Raw genomic sequence first — 15,507 nt, 5'->3', positions numbered from 1 at the left:
AATGTCTATTCGCCAGCTCATACGATCTCTTAGTTTTAAACAATTATGGGGACTTGCTGGATTGTTTATCACAAGGCCGTTGTTATTGTATCCCACAGCACATGCAACACGAGTTACCTATTCTATTTGTAATAATAAATTCGGAAAAAAACACCACAAAAACGGACAAGCAAATGCATTTAGACATGCCATTTGGAATGCATTAATCGTTTTAAAGTGCTTGAGATGGAATCGAAACGAAGAAAAATGTATTGAATGGGCAAAACGGATCACTGATTGGCATGAAGACTTCTCGCCAAATAAGCCTTTAGCTAGAAAAATGGATCTTCATAATAATAAAGTAGGCCGCTTGGTTTTTGCTTCGATGAATAAAAAAGAGGTCAATAATGTAACGGAAAAGGTGATCGAACAACTAACTATTATGACCAAATCATCCATTTTTGTAACCGAAATAGATGAAATTAAACCCGATTTAAAAGAACTAGTCCATATTGAACATGACTGATCAAAACATACAACTAATAACACTTGAGGAAGCAACTGCATCCGCATTTTTTGATCTTATTGAGCGAAATCGAGATTACATTGCAGACGGTTTCCCAAGAACTGTAAATCAAGTAAAGTCATTGACCGATGCTGAAAGCTTATTTAAGGAATATGAAGATTGGCAAGATCATCTAGAAGGTTTTTACTTCTTTATAAAAGAAGAAAACAGTCTGATCGGTCATATGCATATTAAAAATATAAATAACTATGCTAGTAAATGTGAACTAGGATATTTTATTGATAAGGAATATGCCGGTATGGGAATTACTTCTAAAAGCATCAACCAACTATTAGATTTTTGCTATGATAAATTAGAGATGAATAAGGTATATATCTGTACCAATCCTGAAAATGTAGGCAGTCAAAAAGTAGCCCTTAAAAACGGATTCATCAAAGAAGGTGTTTTAAGAGAGGAATACAAATATCCCAATGGCGATGTCAATGATGTCGTATATTTTGGAAAACTTAAAAGTGAGCATCAATCAGCTAAAACAACATAAATGTTTAAAGACATAAAATCTAGTATTAGTGCTTATGGAAAGGCATTGGCATTGATCAAGAAACTAAAACTATACAAGTATTTTATAGCTCCTGTAATCATAAGTATCATTACGGGAGGCTTAATACTTACACTTTCTTATTTATTATCAGAAACTATTGGAGACTGGATTGCAAGAGTTTGGGTGTTTGATTTTGGCGCAGAGACCGTGTCAACTATAAGCCATATTATAGGTGGTTTATTAGTATTCGCCCTTGGACTTATTCTATTCAAACACATTGTAATGGCATTATCAGCACCATTTATGAGTCCAGTTTCTGAGAAAATCGAAAAACATATGACCGGCGAAGTGTATGTTGATAATTCGGCCAAAGGAATCTCAAAATCACTAGCACGAGCTATTCGCGTTAATGTGCGGAACTTATTCATGGAATTCCTATTCGTAATTCCCTTAGTGCTCTTAAGTTTTATTCCAGTAATTGGATTGGTTTTTTCATTTTTAGTGTTCCTAGTTCAGGCGTATTACGCGGGCTTTGGATGCATGGATTATACTTTAGAACGTCATTACAATTACAAGGAAAGTGTCCAGTTTGTTAGAAAAAATAGAGGCCTGGCTTATGGCAATGGAGCTGTTTTTATGTTGATGTTGCTAATTCCTATTGTCGGAGTTTTTATTGTATTGCCTTTATCCACTGTGGCATCAACTACAGAAACTGTAAAGAGACTAGCAGCTCATGGGAAGTTAAAATTGATTGAACAATAGATGAAAGAAAAATTCTACCGATACATACAGGAGCTACAGGATACCATCACTCGAAAATTAGAAGAAGTTGATGGGAAGGCCAAGTTCAAACAAGACTTTTGGGAGCGACCTGAAGGTGGTGGCGGTCGAACACGCGTTATCGAAAATGGGAGTGTTTTTGAAAAAGGCGGCGTTAATATCTCGGCTGTTCATGGAGCGCTACCAGCAACAATGCAGCAGTATTTTGGGGTGAAGGATGCCGACTTTTTTGCTTGCGGATTAAGCCTAGTGCTGCATCCTAAAAATCCGATGGTGCCAACAGTGCATGCCAATTGGCGTTATTTTGAAATGTATGATAAAGAAGGAACTATTGTCGATCAATGGTTCGGTGGAGGCCAAGATCTGACTCCCTATTATTTATTTGAAGAAGATGGAAAACATTTTCATCATATATGCAAAGTATCGTGTGATAAACATAATCCTGAGTTTTACCCGAAGTATAAGAAAAAATGTGATGAGTATTTCTGGAATGCTCACCGAAATGAAGCTAGAGGTCTCGGAGGATTGTTTTTTGACTATTGCAAAAAGACGGATAAAATGAGTATGGAGCATTGGTACAATTTCGTAACCGAAGTAGGCAATAGTTTTTTAGAAGCCTATGTTCCTATAGTTGAAAAAAGAAAGGAATTACCATTTACAAAAGAGCAAAGAGACTGGCAGGAAATAAGACGAGGCCGTTATGTAGAGTTCAACTTGGTGCATGATAAAGGCACGCTATTCGGTTTAAAAACTAATGGACGTATAGAAAGTATATTAATGAGTTTACCACCACATGTGCAGTGGGTGTATGATCATCATCCTGAAGTAGGAAGTGAAGAAGAAAAATTAATAAAAGTACTAATGAACCCTGTTGACTGGGTTTAATAATTTGAATAGGAAACAATGTATCCATTAAGAAGAAATAGAAGGCTAAGAAGTGGGAAAGCAATCCGGTCTTTAGTGCGTGAAACGATTATCGCTCCAGACGATTTTTTGGTGCCACTTTTTGTGGTTGAAGGAAAAGGCGTAAAAGAAGAAATTGCATCGATGCCTAACTATTACCGAATGAGCTTAGATCTTCTTGGAAAAGAGGTAAAAGAACTCTGGAAAATGGGATTGAAATCTGTTTTACTCTTTGTAAAAGTGCCAGATAACTTAAAGGATAATAAAGGCACTGAAGCCTTGAATCCTGAAGGATTAATGCAACGTGCTATCAAAACCATAAAAAACGCATGCCCAGAAATGTTGGTTATGACTGACGTGGCCTTAGATCCTTTTTCTGAATATGGTCATGATGGCATTGTTGAAAATGGGATAATTCTTAATGATGAAACTGCTGAAGTGCTGGCAGAAATGAGTGTCTCCCATGCAGAAGTAGGAGCCGACTTCGTCGCGCCAAGTGATATGATGGACGGACGTATTTTAAGCATCCGCGAAGCACTAGAAGATGCTGATTTTTTTGATACAGGAATTATGAGTTATAGTGCGAAATACGCGTCGGCATTTTATGGGCCATTTCGTGATGCCTTAGATTCTGCACCAGTGGATGCCCAAAACATTCCGAAGGACAAGAAGACATATCAAATGGATCCTGCGAATCGATTTGAAGCCCTTAAAGAAACCGAAATGGATATTGATGAAGGTGCTGATATTGTAATGGTCAAGCCAGGAATTGCCTATTTAGATATCGTTCGAGAGATAAAAAATGAGGTAGATGTGCCAGTTGCAGTATATCAAGTTAGTGGGGAGTACGCCATGATAAAAGCCGCAGCTGAAAAAGGCTGGCTAGATCATGATGCGGTAATGATGGAGCAGTTAATCGCCATAAAAAGAGCAGGAGCTAACATAATTGCTTCTTATTTTGCTAAGGATGTGGTGCGACTTATTAGTTGATTTTGTTTTAATGAAAAGTTACGAACTACCACTATATTTACTCAATGTTTAAGAATCAACTATGAAAAAATTTAAAACCGTTACTTCTTGTTTAGCGCTAATTTTCTTCTTGCAACAAACAGAAGCACAAGAATCAACTGATAAAGAATGGACAGCCGTATCACAGTATATTAATGTGAATGAATACATTGGTAAAGAGTTTCGATTATCTGCTGATGCCAAAGTTGATTTACATGATAGTAACCCATGGGCAGGTGTTTGGGCTAGGGTTGATTTGAGTAATGGTAAGATCGGGTTTTTTGAAAATATGGGTCAAAATCCGATTGTTGAAAATAGATGGAAACGATACTCTATATCTGGTACAATTGACAAAGAGGGGACGCATCTTTTTTTTGGAGCTGTGGTTGGAGGTTCGGGCACGTTTTGGTTTGATAATTTTCAATTAGAAATATTGGTAAATGGTGATTGGATAGAAATTCCAGTAGAAAACGCTCAATTTGAAAAAGAGGCTAATGATAATGTAATGCCAAAGTGGGTAGAAGGTATTCGGTTTTTTGATATTTGGCGTGCTACTAATTATGAGATTAGCTCTTCAACAGAAACAAACATGAACAAAGGTTTTTCGCTTCAAATTAGAAGTCAAAAATGAAATTTTAGAATACAAGAAAGTTCTTATATCAAACTATTGTCTTTTTCCAATCCATAAAAAGATATTTCACGTCTATTAACTAAACCAGACATTAATGAGAAAAATATTCCGCCATGTCGGACTTATCATCAATTATAAAACCTTCATTATTACCACTTTATCGGTTGCTTCAACATACATCTGTAGAGAATATCACATTATAGCCGACTTCCCTCTTACACTAATCGCAACTGCAATAGTATTTCCTATTGTATTTTCGATTGGCGGTGCATACAAACGTCGCGAGGTAGCTTTGGACGAATACGGAGGAATAAAAGCGCACGGGAGAGCCTTGTTTTTTGCCACAGTACATTGGTTAGAAAAATCACCTGAACATTTAAAAGAAGAACTCAAGCATCTTCTGGAAGAGCTTTTTAGTGAATGTAAAGTGATGTTTTCGCATCCTGTTGATGAGCTGGAAATTCACGAAAAGAAAATCTATGACAGTTTTACCAAACTATCAATATTCATTAAGTCATTAAGAACTCATGGATTGCCATCTGGGGAAGCCTCACGTTCAAATCAGTTTTTAAGTAAAATGATGATCTCCTTTGAGCGCATCAAGCATATTTACCAATATAGAACACCGAGAACACTTCGTATTTATAGTGACATTTTTATTGTCATACTTCCGATTGTATATGGCCCACATTTCGCACATGCCGCCGATGAATATTCTTGGGGAATACGTTATGTAATGCCAATATTGTTCAGTATCATTTTGGTAGCTCTAGATAATATTCAGGCGCATTTAGAAAATCCGTTTGATCTTGACGGTGAAGACGACGTACATATCAACGTCGAGAAGTTTATTAAAAACCTGGAATAGTAGTTAGCCAGGAGTTTATGGATAATTAATTCTTAAATTAGCAATATAACCAACACAACTAATGGGTCTACTCTTATTTTACGGTGCTGTATCAATTTTCTTTTCGTTTTTATGCTCAATTTTAGAAGCAGTTTTATTGAGTATTACTCCAACCTTTATCAATGTAAAAAAGCAGGAGGGAAAAGGATATGCCCAGACACTTGAAGATTTAAAAAAGGACGTCGATAAACCGCTAATTGCGATTTTGACACTAAATACTATAGCGCATACGGTAGGTGCAATTCTTGTTGGTGTACAGGCAAAAGTGGCGTATGCAGAAATGTATGGAAGTACCACCAGAACATTTTTAGGAATGGAAATGACCGAGGATTTAATGGTTGGTGTTGTATCATCAATTATGACAATTCTAATTTTAGTTGCTTCAGAAATTATTCCTAAAACCATTGGGGCAACCTACTGGAAACAGCTTACAAACTTTACCGCAAAGGCACTTACAGCACTTATATTCCCTCTCAAATGGACAGGAATTCTTTGGCTATTACAGCTTACAACCAGGCTTATTGGTAAAAGCGCACATGGTAGCGTGTTGAGTCGTGAAGATTTTCATGCCATGACCAATATTGCTCATGAAGAAGGTGTTTTTGAAGAATCAGAAAGTAAGATCATTCAAAACTTATTGACTTTTAATGAAGTTGAGGTGAAGGATGTGATGACGCCTAGAACGGTGATGAAAATTGCTGATGAGAAAATGACTGTTGAGGAATTTTTTAAAGAAAATCAGAATTTACGCTTTTCTAGGATTCCATTGTATAGTGAAAAAGAAGACAATATTGTTGGCTTAGCTTTAAAGGATGAGATCTTTAAAGAAATGGCAAACGGAAACGGATCAAAAGCCTTAGGTGATATTAAACGAGATATCTTAATTACAGATAGAACCTTGCCAATACCGCAATTATTTGCCAAACTGGTTTCTAAAAAGAACCATATGGCAATTGTAGTTGATGAATATGGCTCATTAAGCGGTCTTGTTTCGATGGAAGACGTGATTGAAACCTTGTTAGGGTTAGAGATTATGGATGAAAGCGATAATGTGGCCGACATGCAAAGCCTTGCAAGGCGTAATTGGGAAGGCAGAGCAAAAAGGCTCGGAATCATTCAAGATGAAAGTACTAAAGATGGAGAATGATGGAAACTGCGTTTGTTGATAGTCCGCTTGGCATTTTAAAAATTGAAGGAGATACTGAAGGAGTTTCTACAATTAGCATGCTCGATGAGAAAGAGCCAATTACAGAAACCATTCCCGAAGTTTTAGAAGATTGTGTATACCAACTTAGTGAATATTTTGAAGGTAAACGATCTGATTTTAACGTAAAACTCAATCCACAAGGGACTGATTTTCAGCAGAAGGTATGGGAAGAACTACTCAATATCCCACACGGAAAAACAAGGACTTATTTAGAACAAACCAAAGCAATAGGTGATTTAAAAGCAATTCGCGCTGTGGCGTCTGCGAATGGTAAAAACCCGATAAGTATTATAATACCATGCCATAGGGTCATCGGCTCTGATGGCTCCTTAACTGGCTATGCTGGTGGACTTTGGCGAAAAAAATGGTTGTTGGAGCATGAAAGTCCAGCAAAACAGACCAGTCTGTTTTAGTTACAGTGTCTGGTCGAGACCTTAAGCAAAGTCAAAAATCTCTCTAGTCCGCTATAAGTGACCTAAAACTTTAGGATAAAACCTTATCATGCACCTTAGTATGCACCCCACTATTCCAAATCGTCAGAATATCAGTAGCGACATGCGCACCACTACCACAAGCAGTAGCAAATTGGCTTCGCCAGCCAGCTAATGAACCAGCAACAAATAAACCAGGTCTTACCAAATGATCAGTATTTCGTATGGCGATACGCTCTTTAACCGCCAGTGATTTTTCATGAGGAATAATATCGTTTTCAAAGCCTTTAATGTTGAATAGATTGGTATATCCAACCGCTAATACAACCATATTCGCCTTATATTGATTTTTATTGGTGGTTACTATAAAGTATCCTGCATCACCGTAAACCGATTTTACTTTCTCGTTTTCAATTTGATGAACATGCGGATACTGCTCTGCCAATTGAGCTTTCCCCTTTTCAAGAATTTCTGCACCTGTAGTGCCAGGTGTTAATCCTAATACATTATTAAATAAGGCACTTTGCAAATGCGATGCTTTTTGGTGCATTATAATGCCAACTCGTTTTCCTTTGGCATATTCTTTATTCTTTGCGGAACCTAAAACAAGTGCACAAGACATACCCGCGGCACCGCCACCTATAACTAAAACATCAAACATTTTATTTGCGGTTTTTAATCTTGTCTTGTATTGCTTTCGATGTTCTAAAAACTAACATCAAAACAATAACACACAAACATGCAATTATGCCAATTAGTGCGATACCGCTATCCCCTTCAAATATGTTATTGAAGTCTAATTTAGTTACATTAAGTGCAATCAGACCAAGTGCAATGACCATGATTACTATGGTGAATATTCGCATATCTTCTTAATTTAAGCTAATAATAATTTAAAGTTTACCGCAAACAGCTTAACCGCAATTGCCAATAATATTACCCCGAAAACTTTACGAACAATGCTAATACCATTCGGGCCAATTAGTTTTTCGATCTTAGATGAAGTTTTTAATACAACATATAAAAATATCATGTTTGCCAAGATGGCTACAATGATATTTTCAGTAGCGAATTCAGCACGCAATGATAATAAAGTCGTCAAGCTACCTGGTCCTGCAATCAGCGGGAATGCCAATGGAAATACTGAAGCTGTGATCGGATTTGTGTCTTCTTCTTTATAGAGGGTGATTCCCAAAATCATTTCTAAGGCAATAAAAAATAAGATAAAAGCACCAGCTACTGCAAATGAATTTACATCAATACCAATAAGGTTCAAAATACTTTTCCCCACGAACAAGAAAACAATCATAATTATACCAGCAATGAGTGCCGCTTTTTCCGATTGAATATGTCCTACCTTTTTTCGAAGGTCGATAATGATAGGAATGTTCCCAATAATATCAATAACTGCGAATAGGACCATAAATGCAGTTACTATTTCTTTAAAATCGAAGTTGAGATTTTTAAATACTTCAATGAAGTCACTAAAACTAAATTTTAAGAACATCTGTTTAGCTTTTAATTGGCGCAAAGGTACTATAAGTTCTTTCTGATTTTCAGATAAAGAAGCCGATTTTTAATGGAATAGCTTCATTATCTTTGCCGCTATGTTTCAATTAGGTAAAACGATAGTTAGCGAAGATCTCATTGAGAAGGATTTTGTCTGTAATCTTTCCGCTTGTAAAGGTGAGTGTTGCATTGCTGGCGAGGCAGGGGCACCAGTCGAAGCCGAAGAGGTCGAAATACTAAAGGAAATTTATCCAAAAGTAAAGCTATTTCTTCGTGAAGAAGGCATTAAGGCAATTGAAGCCCAAGGCACACATATTGTCACTGATAAAAACGAGTTAGAAACTCCGCTAGTGAACGGTGCAGAATGTGCCTATATATCCTTCAACGAAAATGGCATTGCTGGTTGCGGTATTGAAGACGCATACAATGCGGGCGAAGTAGACTTTAGAAAGCCTATTTCTTGCCACCTATACCCTGTTCGCGTTCAAGATTATTCCGAGTTTGCTGCTGTAAATTATCATAAATGGCCTATTTGTGATGATGCTTGTACGCTAGGGAAAGAACTACAAGTTCCTGTTTATAAATTCACCAAAGATGCACTTATTAGAAAGTTTGGTGAGGATTGGTATTTGGAGTTGGAGAAAGTGGCTGCCGAGATGAAATAGTTTGGACTTTTCCCTGATTGCAATTCTATAAAAAGGCTATTTCCCGTAAAAACATCCTAGCATAAGGGGCTTTTTGCCCCCTAAATAAATTGTAGTTACGTATTACTTTCGCAGCATTCCCTTACGCACTACCGAAAAAGTTTTTTCAAAAAAATGTTAACCCTAACTAGATTTTTATGCACTAAAGCATATAAGTCAACAAAAACATTAACTAAAATGAAAACAATGAACTTTTTGGTATTACTAACAATGATCTTTTCACTAAACTCCTGTACGGTGGAAAACAATCAGACAAATGACACACTTGATAATGTGCAGCTCGCACAGTACGGTGAAGAAACAGAAAATGAAGAAACTTATTTTGAAGCCTCACTTCATCAGCATTATTTAGAGTCACAAAAGCATGATTTAGAAGTTGAGAAAAAAAGATTGGTAGCTCTTATTGAAGAAGGCCAAGAAAATTATGTAGAGCAGCTTGAGCAGGTTCAGCAACAGCTAGCCGAAAATGAGGAGTCGCTGGCATTTTTAATAGAACAGTTTGGTGGCATTATTCCAAGAGCACCAACGCCAAGACCCTGCGTTATTCCTAAACGCACCAACTGCCCGGTACCAGGTATTAGGATGTTTAATCTTTTAAGCAGTATTGAAAACGGAAATCTTTTCATTCGATTAAGTACAGCAGAAGGAGAAGTATATCAGGAGATTAACGAACCAAGCGGCGAGCTTGAAGGAATGTTATCTTACCCTATTGAAATGGAAGGGGATTTAATAAAAATTGAAATTACTAAAGAGTTTGAAGTAACGGGAGGCGAAACAACCTATAGCATCTTTATGCAACGTTTTTAAATCAAGTATTGCTAATTTATACTAACTTAAAGCCTCATAAGCATGTGGGGCTTTTTTTATGAAACCATCTATATTAATTTACTTTACGGCCTTTTGTTTCTTTTGTAATTTTAGTTATGCCCAGGGGAACAATGACGAAATGAGAGAAGCTAAAATTGTGGAGCTTTTTTACAAGGCACACCCTCATTTTTATTCTAATAAAGACAGTGCCTACTTCTTTATGGATAGGGCATTAAAATTAACAGATCCTGCTAAAGATCTAGATACTCGTTTATCGCTATTTAATTGGCTGATTACTACTAGTAGCTATCATTACGACTTACCTAGATACAATGAATATTTAAATCAGGTTGAAGCAATGTTCAAATTGGACTCTGTTGCGTATAAACTGACCAATTATCAAGCAGAAAAAGAAGCCTTTATCCTAAACAGGGCTTCTTATTATTTTCAACTTGCTGATTACCAAAAGGCCAAATCTTATTTTCAACAATTATTAACCAGTTATGAATCAATCAATATAAATGATCATACCGAGGAAAGCATTGAAAAATATATAAGTGTAATTAGTTATCTGGCCACTATTTATAGAAACAAAGGGAAGTATGATATTGCCGAAAAGTATTACCTGAAGATAGCCGAATTGATCAATGTATTTTATAAAGGTAAACCAGAAGGCCCTCTACAAGAGGCAGCTAATGATCAATTATTAGCCGAACTATATAATAGAACGGGTAAATATGCCTTGGCAAACAACTTATTACACAAAAGTTTTCCTGTATATATCCAAGCCATTAAAACCAATGCGGCATATAAAAATAGTGTCAATACTATTATTCAAAAGTTAGCGGCCAATCAGCTAAAACAGGATAGTATTACTCAAGCATTGAATACATTAAATGAATCGCAACAATATTTAGCAGATGATGATCCATTTCACCGAAGAGCACAATTACTATATGGTGATATTTATTTAAAGAAGGGCAACTACCGGCAATCAAAAGTGTTTTATGATAAGGCACTTGAAGCCTACAAAATCTATAGAAACAATCGACCTCATGAAGATGTGGCGAACATATATCTAAAGCTTGCTGTTTTAGAAAAAACAAAACGGAATTATCCCGAAGCTCTTGTAAATATTCAACAAGCGTTGATCAATGCAACTTCAGATTTTTCTAATTCTAGTTTTGATTCGAATCCAGCTCCTGAAGCGGCATTTTCGAAAAGACAATTGCTCACCATTTTAAGCGAAAAACTACAACTACTTGAACTGGATAAGCGAAATGAGGGTCAGACCTACGAGGTATCGAATCAAATAATCAACACACTCGACAAACTAAAAACGGAATTTGAAAGTAAACTAGACAAAACCTTCTTGATCGATCAAACATATCCGGTTTTTCATAAGATTATTCAAATAGCACACAAAAACTACAATAAAACAAAAGAGCCTAAGTATTTACAACTTGCTTTTTTAGCAATGGAAAAAAGTAAGAGTATTTTGCTTCTAGAAACGATAAAGGCGGCCGAAGCAACTAAATTTGGAGGAGTGCCTGACAGCATTTTAAATATCGGTCAGCAATATCGAGCAAACATTAACTATTATGAAAAAAAGTTGTTTGATGCTGAGGTAGATCAAAAACAGGTTCTTAATGATTCCTTATTTAAGTGGAACAACGGATATATCTATCACTTGGCATCTATCGAAAAAGAGTATCCTAAATATTATCGGTTAAAGTATGATGCAAAAACTGCAACTATTGAAGAGGCACAAACTTTTTTAAATAGAAATGAGACAGTAATCAATTATCATATTGCAGATTCAGTTTTGTACGCAATGGTGGTATCAAAAAAAGAAATCGATTTAAAAGCAATAGCATTTAACAAGGATCTTCAGAATAAGATTGAGGGGTTTTACAGGAAAATAGCTTCACCTTCTCTGGGTGACAATAGCGAGTTACAAACGCTAAGCAATGAGATCTACGCTGCGATTTTGAAGCCTGTTTTAGATGATAATTTCGCTAACGAACTTATCATTATACCCGATGGTGTATTGAGTTACATTCCGTTTGGAGTACTTAATAAGAATCAAGATAATTGGAATTATGTGATTAATGAATATAGTATTCGCTATGCGAGTTCAGCTACCTTAATGACCAATCAATTTCAAAATGGAGAGAATAAAGTGAAAAATAAGCTGTTGGCCTTCGCTCCTACTTTTGACGAAAAAAGCTTATATGATTTGCCGTATTCTAAAAATGAAATTGACTTAGTAGCTTCTCATTTTGATGGAATTTCAATTTCAGGAACTGAGGCAACATTGCAGAATTTTAATAGTACAAATAATGAATACGGCTTATTGCATTTAGCGACCCACGCATCAGCTAATGACGAATTCCCTGACTATTCCTATCTCGCATTTTCGCCAGATGAAGATGGTGATAAATTGTATGTAAAGGATTTATATAACCAAACAATAAGTGCCAATATGGTGACTTTAAGTGCTTGCCAAACAGGAATAGGAAAACTTCAAAAAGGGGAAGGTTTGTTAAGTATCGAACGTGGTTTTATGTACGCAGGAGCCAAAAGTTTGACCACCACCATGTGGAAAAATAACGACAAAACGACTAGCCAGTTAATGGATTTCTACTATAACCACCTTAAAAAAGGTGAAGCGAAAGACATTGCATTACAAAAAGCAAAGCTGGATTATTTAAACACCACATCAGACGATCTATTAAAACATCCTTATTACTGGGCCGGATTTAAAATTATTGGCGATGCTAGTCCGGTTTCTAAGAATAACTATTGGTTTTGGTTATTTGTTGCATTAGGAAGTTTATCTGGTATTCTGATCTATGGAAAATCAAAAATGGTATAATTAACCCTTCATTAATGGATATAGCAAAACTTAAAAAAGACTGGCTTATAATAATTTCTATTGTTTTTGTTTTCAATATCGTTTTGCCCCAATCTTCGGAGGATAGTATATTGAATGAGCTTAAGAAATTAAAAGATCAAGCCGATGATCTTTATCCGAGCGATAATTTAGGAGCCATTGCAAAGTATGAAGAGTTAATAGATACCTACTCGAATAACAACTTAAACAATAAAGCATTCTTTTTTCAGGTACTAAGTGATTTATCGTATTACTATAGCCCTTATAATTTAAGTATTCCGTCAAAACAGCGTAAGTATTTATCACTTGCAAAAGAACAATTAGTTGTAGAAGAGGTTTCTCCTTATGCTCTAAGCAATTATTATTTAGATCAAGCTTCAGTAGAAAGGGGTAAGAACAATTTTAAAAATATGCTTGGTTATGTACAACAGGCAATTGACATTTACAATGAGCGAAGAGATGAAATAAAGGACGAAATTGGGAAGGCACAAGCTATTTTTGAAGAGGCACAAACTTTAGGGTGGCTGATAATGGTCAGCGAAGCAATTAGCGATGAGAATATGTTGATTGCTAGTTATAAGCAGTTTGAAGATTTTGTTGAAAAAAACAAGAATTTATCGGATTTAAGATTTGCAATCGTAAGAGCAAACTTTACTGTAGGGCGTTACTATCAGTCGAGAAACGCAGATATAGCAGCTACCTATTTTGATAAAGTCATAGCGATTGATGTAAATAAAAACGAAACACTTTACTCACATATATGTAAAGGCTTAGCATTTATTAATGCAGGAAAACTAAAAAAGGCAAAAAAAGAGTTACTCGCTTTGGAAAAATTCAAAGATTTAACGGTATTACAACAGTTAAATATTGAAGAAATAGCCGTAAACTATTATTCCAAAACAAAAAACAAAGAACTTCTAATAAAGCATTCAAATAATGGTTTAACATTATTAAATAAAAATAAAATACCAATTACTGTTCAAGATTTCAAACAGGAAGATTTTAAGCCTATTGATAATCTTAAATATCCAATACTACTTTCGCAGTTTGCCAAGTGTTTAGAAAGTTCTTCTGATTCAGTTTTAAAAAAAACATCTGCTAAGCTTTATTTGATAGGGTTGAAGCAATTTGCTGATAATTTAGACCATAAATTATCTGGATCACAACGCGCTACATTTAAGCTTATTCAAAATAGAATCTTAACTAATTTGCAAAATGATATTTATCCCAAAGAAGAAAAGATTAAGCAGCTGGAGATGATGGAACAGATCGAAACACTTATTGATATTAACGATGTTATTAATAACAGAATATTAGCCTCTAGTTCTTCAGATCTGGATTCTTTATTTAAGAAGGAAAGCGAGTTACGATCGATAAAAACTTTTTTAAACAAGAGCAATGCGCAAAACGATTCTATAGGGAAAAAGAAGCTTTTTGAAATAAACTTAGAATTAACGCAACTAGATGAAGAACTAAAACAGCGTAACGGCAAAGTATATCAGCTGACAAAGTCATCATTTAAATTCAATGATTTAAATCTAAATACTAATTCAACAATTATTAAATATGCGGTAGCCCAAGATGATTTGTTTCGAATAGAAATGAAAAATAATGGGATAAAAATTAAGAGTCTGGGGAATCATTTAGATATAGAAGATAAGGTAACAGCTTATTTGAAAACCTTAAAAAAGCTGGGAGACATAAATGAGCTAAATATACTTGCAAGTGAACTAAATCAATTGCTTCTTCATGATATTTCGCTCACTGAAGAAACTATTATTGTCCCAGACGCAGTGTTGAGGAACCTGCCTTTTGAATTGTTAAGGTCGCCTCAAGGATATTTATTAGAGCAAACAGAGATTTACTATGTGAATGGCTTGGCTTATTTAAAGTCAAACTTATTTAACAAAGTTCAACATGAAGAAAGTGTTTCTTTTTTTGCTCCCTCTTACAACAATTTTCAATTATCAAAAGAAGAGCTTGTGGTAAGGGGTTCTCCGTACAATCTTGTTGGAGCAAAAGAGGAAGTTAATCAATTATCGAAACTAACTAGTGGAATAGTATATGATTCAGAATTGGCCACAAAATCTCAGTTTTTCAATTTACAACCCCATTACACGGTAATTCACTTAGCAGGTCATGCCTATATTAATGATAAAACACCTGAGCTAAGCAATTTGGTTTTTTCTGATAGCAGCGAAGACAATAAATTATATATTTCTGAATTATACGGGTTTAGGAGTAATGCCGATTTGGTAGTATTAAGCGCCTGTAATACAGGGGTTGGAGGTTATGAATCAGGCAAAGGCATTGTTTCATTATCACAAGCATTTATGTACTCGGGAATTCCTGCTACGGTTTCGAGCTTATGGAGCGCTCCTGATTTAGCAACTAAGGAAATAATGGTTTCATTTTATAAATACCTTCAAAAAGGCTTAAGTAAATCAGCGGCTCTTCAAAAATCAAAACAGGATTATTTGCGAAATACGGATCAAATTGAGTTTAAACATCCTTACTATTGGGCCCCATTTATTTTGAATGGGGATAATACATCTTTGGATATAAAAGCAGAAAATAATAATTGGATGTGGATCTTGATCGGTGGGGTGGGACTAATTTTAACGCTCATATTTTTTAAAAAACTCAAGAGCGAATAATAACCCCCTTTATTCTTTAAT

16 protein-coding genes are annotated in these 15,507 nt (G+C 35.5%); 13 read left to right on the top strand and 3 right to left on the bottom strand.

The features are described from left to right. Nucleotide 1 precedes the first annotated feature (1 nt). The 9 genes from GWK10_RS17840 to GWK10_RS17800 all read left to right on the top strand — a co-directional run bounded on the left by GWK10_RS17840 (nucleotide 2) and on the right by GWK10_RS17800 (nucleotide 6,895). Nucleotides 2-505, top strand: a complete 504-nt coding sequence (locus GWK10_RS17840; protein WP_164033768.1) for a DUF6973 domain-containing protein — start codon at nucleotides 2-4, stop codon at nucleotides 503-505. Continuing rightward, nucleotides 498-1,046, top strand: coding sequence for a GNAT family N-acetyltransferase (locus tag GWK10_RS17835; protein WP_164033767.1), 549 nt, complete (start codon nucleotides 498-500; stop codon nucleotides 1,044-1,046). Before GWK10_RS17840 ends, GWK10_RS17835 begins: the two co-directional genes overlap by 8 nt. After that, the gene (locus tag GWK10_RS17830; protein ID WP_164033766.1) at nucleotides 1,047-1,808 is read left to right on the top strand and encodes an EI24 domain-containing protein; all 762 of its coding nucleotides are present in this window, start codon (nucleotides 1,047-1,049) and stop codon (nucleotides 1,806-1,808) included. Next, on the top strand, nucleotides 1,809-2,711 hold the full coding sequence (gene hemF, locus GWK10_RS17825) for an oxygen-dependent coproporphyrinogen oxidase (RefSeq protein ID WP_164033765.1): 903 nt from the start codon (nucleotides 1,809-1,811) through the stop codon (nucleotides 2,709-2,711). Between the two features lie 18 nt (nucleotides 2,712-2,729). After that, a complete protein-coding gene (hemB, locus tag GWK10_RS17820) occupies nucleotides 2,730-3,719 on the top strand; it encodes a porphobilinogen synthase (protein WP_164033764.1) in 990 nt (329 codons plus the stop codon). Nucleotides 3,720-3,780: 61 nt separating this feature from the next. Next, nucleotides 3,781-4,368, top strand: a complete 588-nt coding sequence (locus GWK10_RS17815; protein ID WP_164033763.1) for a hypothetical protein — start codon at nucleotides 3,781-3,783, stop codon at nucleotides 4,366-4,368. Nucleotides 4,369-4,462: 94 nt separating this feature from the next. Then, the gene (locus tag GWK10_RS17810; protein WP_164033762.1) at nucleotides 4,463-5,236 is read left to right on the top strand and encodes a hypothetical protein; all 774 of its coding nucleotides are present in this window, start codon (nucleotides 4,463-4,465) and stop codon (nucleotides 5,234-5,236) included. Between the two features lie 61 nt (nucleotides 5,237-5,297). Continuing rightward, nucleotides 5,298-6,422, top strand: coding sequence for a CNNM domain-containing protein (locus GWK10_RS17805; RefSeq protein ID WP_164033761.1), 1,125 nt, complete (start codon nucleotides 5,298-5,300; stop codon nucleotides 6,420-6,422). Next, on the top strand, nucleotides 6,422-6,895 hold the full coding sequence (locus GWK10_RS17800; protein ID WP_164033790.1) for a methylated-DNA--[protein]-cysteine S-methyltransferase: 474 nt from the start codon (nucleotides 6,422-6,424) through the stop codon (nucleotides 6,893-6,895). The genes GWK10_RS17805 and GWK10_RS17800 overlap by 1 nt, the downstream gene beginning before the upstream one ends. A gap of 70 nt (nucleotides 6,896-6,965) precedes the next feature. Here the strand turns inward: GWK10_RS17800 and GWK10_RS17795 are convergent, their stop codons facing one another. Genes GWK10_RS17795 through GWK10_RS17785 form a run of 3 tightly spaced genes read right to left on the bottom strand, consistent with a single transcriptional unit; the run spans nucleotide 6,966 to nucleotide 8,420 of the window. Then, nucleotides 6,966-7,574 (bottom strand): FAD-dependent oxidoreductase, encoded by a 609-nt coding sequence (locus GWK10_RS17795; RefSeq protein ID WP_164033760.1) that lies wholly within the window; start codon nucleotides 7,572-7,574, stop codon nucleotides 6,966-6,968. A 1-nt stretch (nucleotide 7,575) separates the two neighbouring features. Next, on the bottom strand, nucleotides 7,576-7,779 hold the full coding sequence (locus GWK10_RS17790; protein ID WP_164033759.1) for a hypothetical protein: 204 nt from the start codon (nucleotides 7,777-7,779) through the stop codon (nucleotides 7,576-7,578). Nucleotides 7,780-7,790: 11 nt separating this feature from the next. Then, on the bottom strand, nucleotides 7,791-8,420 hold the full coding sequence (locus GWK10_RS17785) for a MarC family protein (RefSeq protein WP_164033758.1): 630 nt from the start codon (nucleotides 8,418-8,420) through the stop codon (nucleotides 7,791-7,793). Between the two features lie 100 nt (nucleotides 8,421-8,520). Between GWK10_RS17785 and GWK10_RS17780 the strand changes: the two genes are divergently transcribed. The 4 genes from GWK10_RS17780 to GWK10_RS17765 all read left to right on the top strand — a co-directional run bounded on the left by GWK10_RS17780 (nucleotide 8,521) and on the right by GWK10_RS17765 (nucleotide 15,486). Further along, the gene (locus GWK10_RS17780; RefSeq protein WP_164033757.1) at nucleotides 8,521-9,087 is read left to right on the top strand and encodes a DUF3109 family protein; all 567 of its coding nucleotides are present in this window, start codon (nucleotides 8,521-8,523) and stop codon (nucleotides 9,085-9,087) included. A 216-nt stretch (nucleotides 9,088-9,303) separates the two neighbouring features. Continuing rightward, nucleotides 9,304-9,933 carry a hypothetical protein gene (locus GWK10_RS17775; protein WP_164033756.1) on the top strand — a complete coding sequence of 210 codons (630 nt, stop codon included), beginning with the start codon at nucleotides 9,304-9,306 and terminating at the stop codon, nucleotides 9,931-9,933. Between the two features lie 139 nt (nucleotides 9,934-10,072). Further along, nucleotides 10,073-12,811, top strand: a complete 2,739-nt coding sequence (locus tag GWK10_RS17770) for a CHAT domain-containing protein (RefSeq protein ID WP_164033755.1) — start codon at nucleotides 10,073-10,075, stop codon at nucleotides 12,809-12,811. A 14-nt stretch (nucleotides 12,812-12,825) separates the two neighbouring features. Further along, nucleotides 12,826-15,486, top strand: a complete 2,661-nt coding sequence (locus GWK10_RS17765; RefSeq protein WP_164033754.1) for a CHAT domain-containing protein — start codon at nucleotides 12,826-12,828, stop codon at nucleotides 15,484-15,486. Nucleotides 15,487-15,507: the final 21 nt, after the last annotated feature.

It is taken from the genome of Spongiivirga citrea, from assembly GCF_010671565.1.
GTDB lineage: Bacteria > Bacteroidota > Bacteroidia > Flavobacteriales > Flavobacteriaceae > Spongiivirga > Spongiivirga citrea.
Note: the sequence above shows the minus strand (reverse complement) of the source record. Positions and strands in the feature narration are given on the sequence as shown.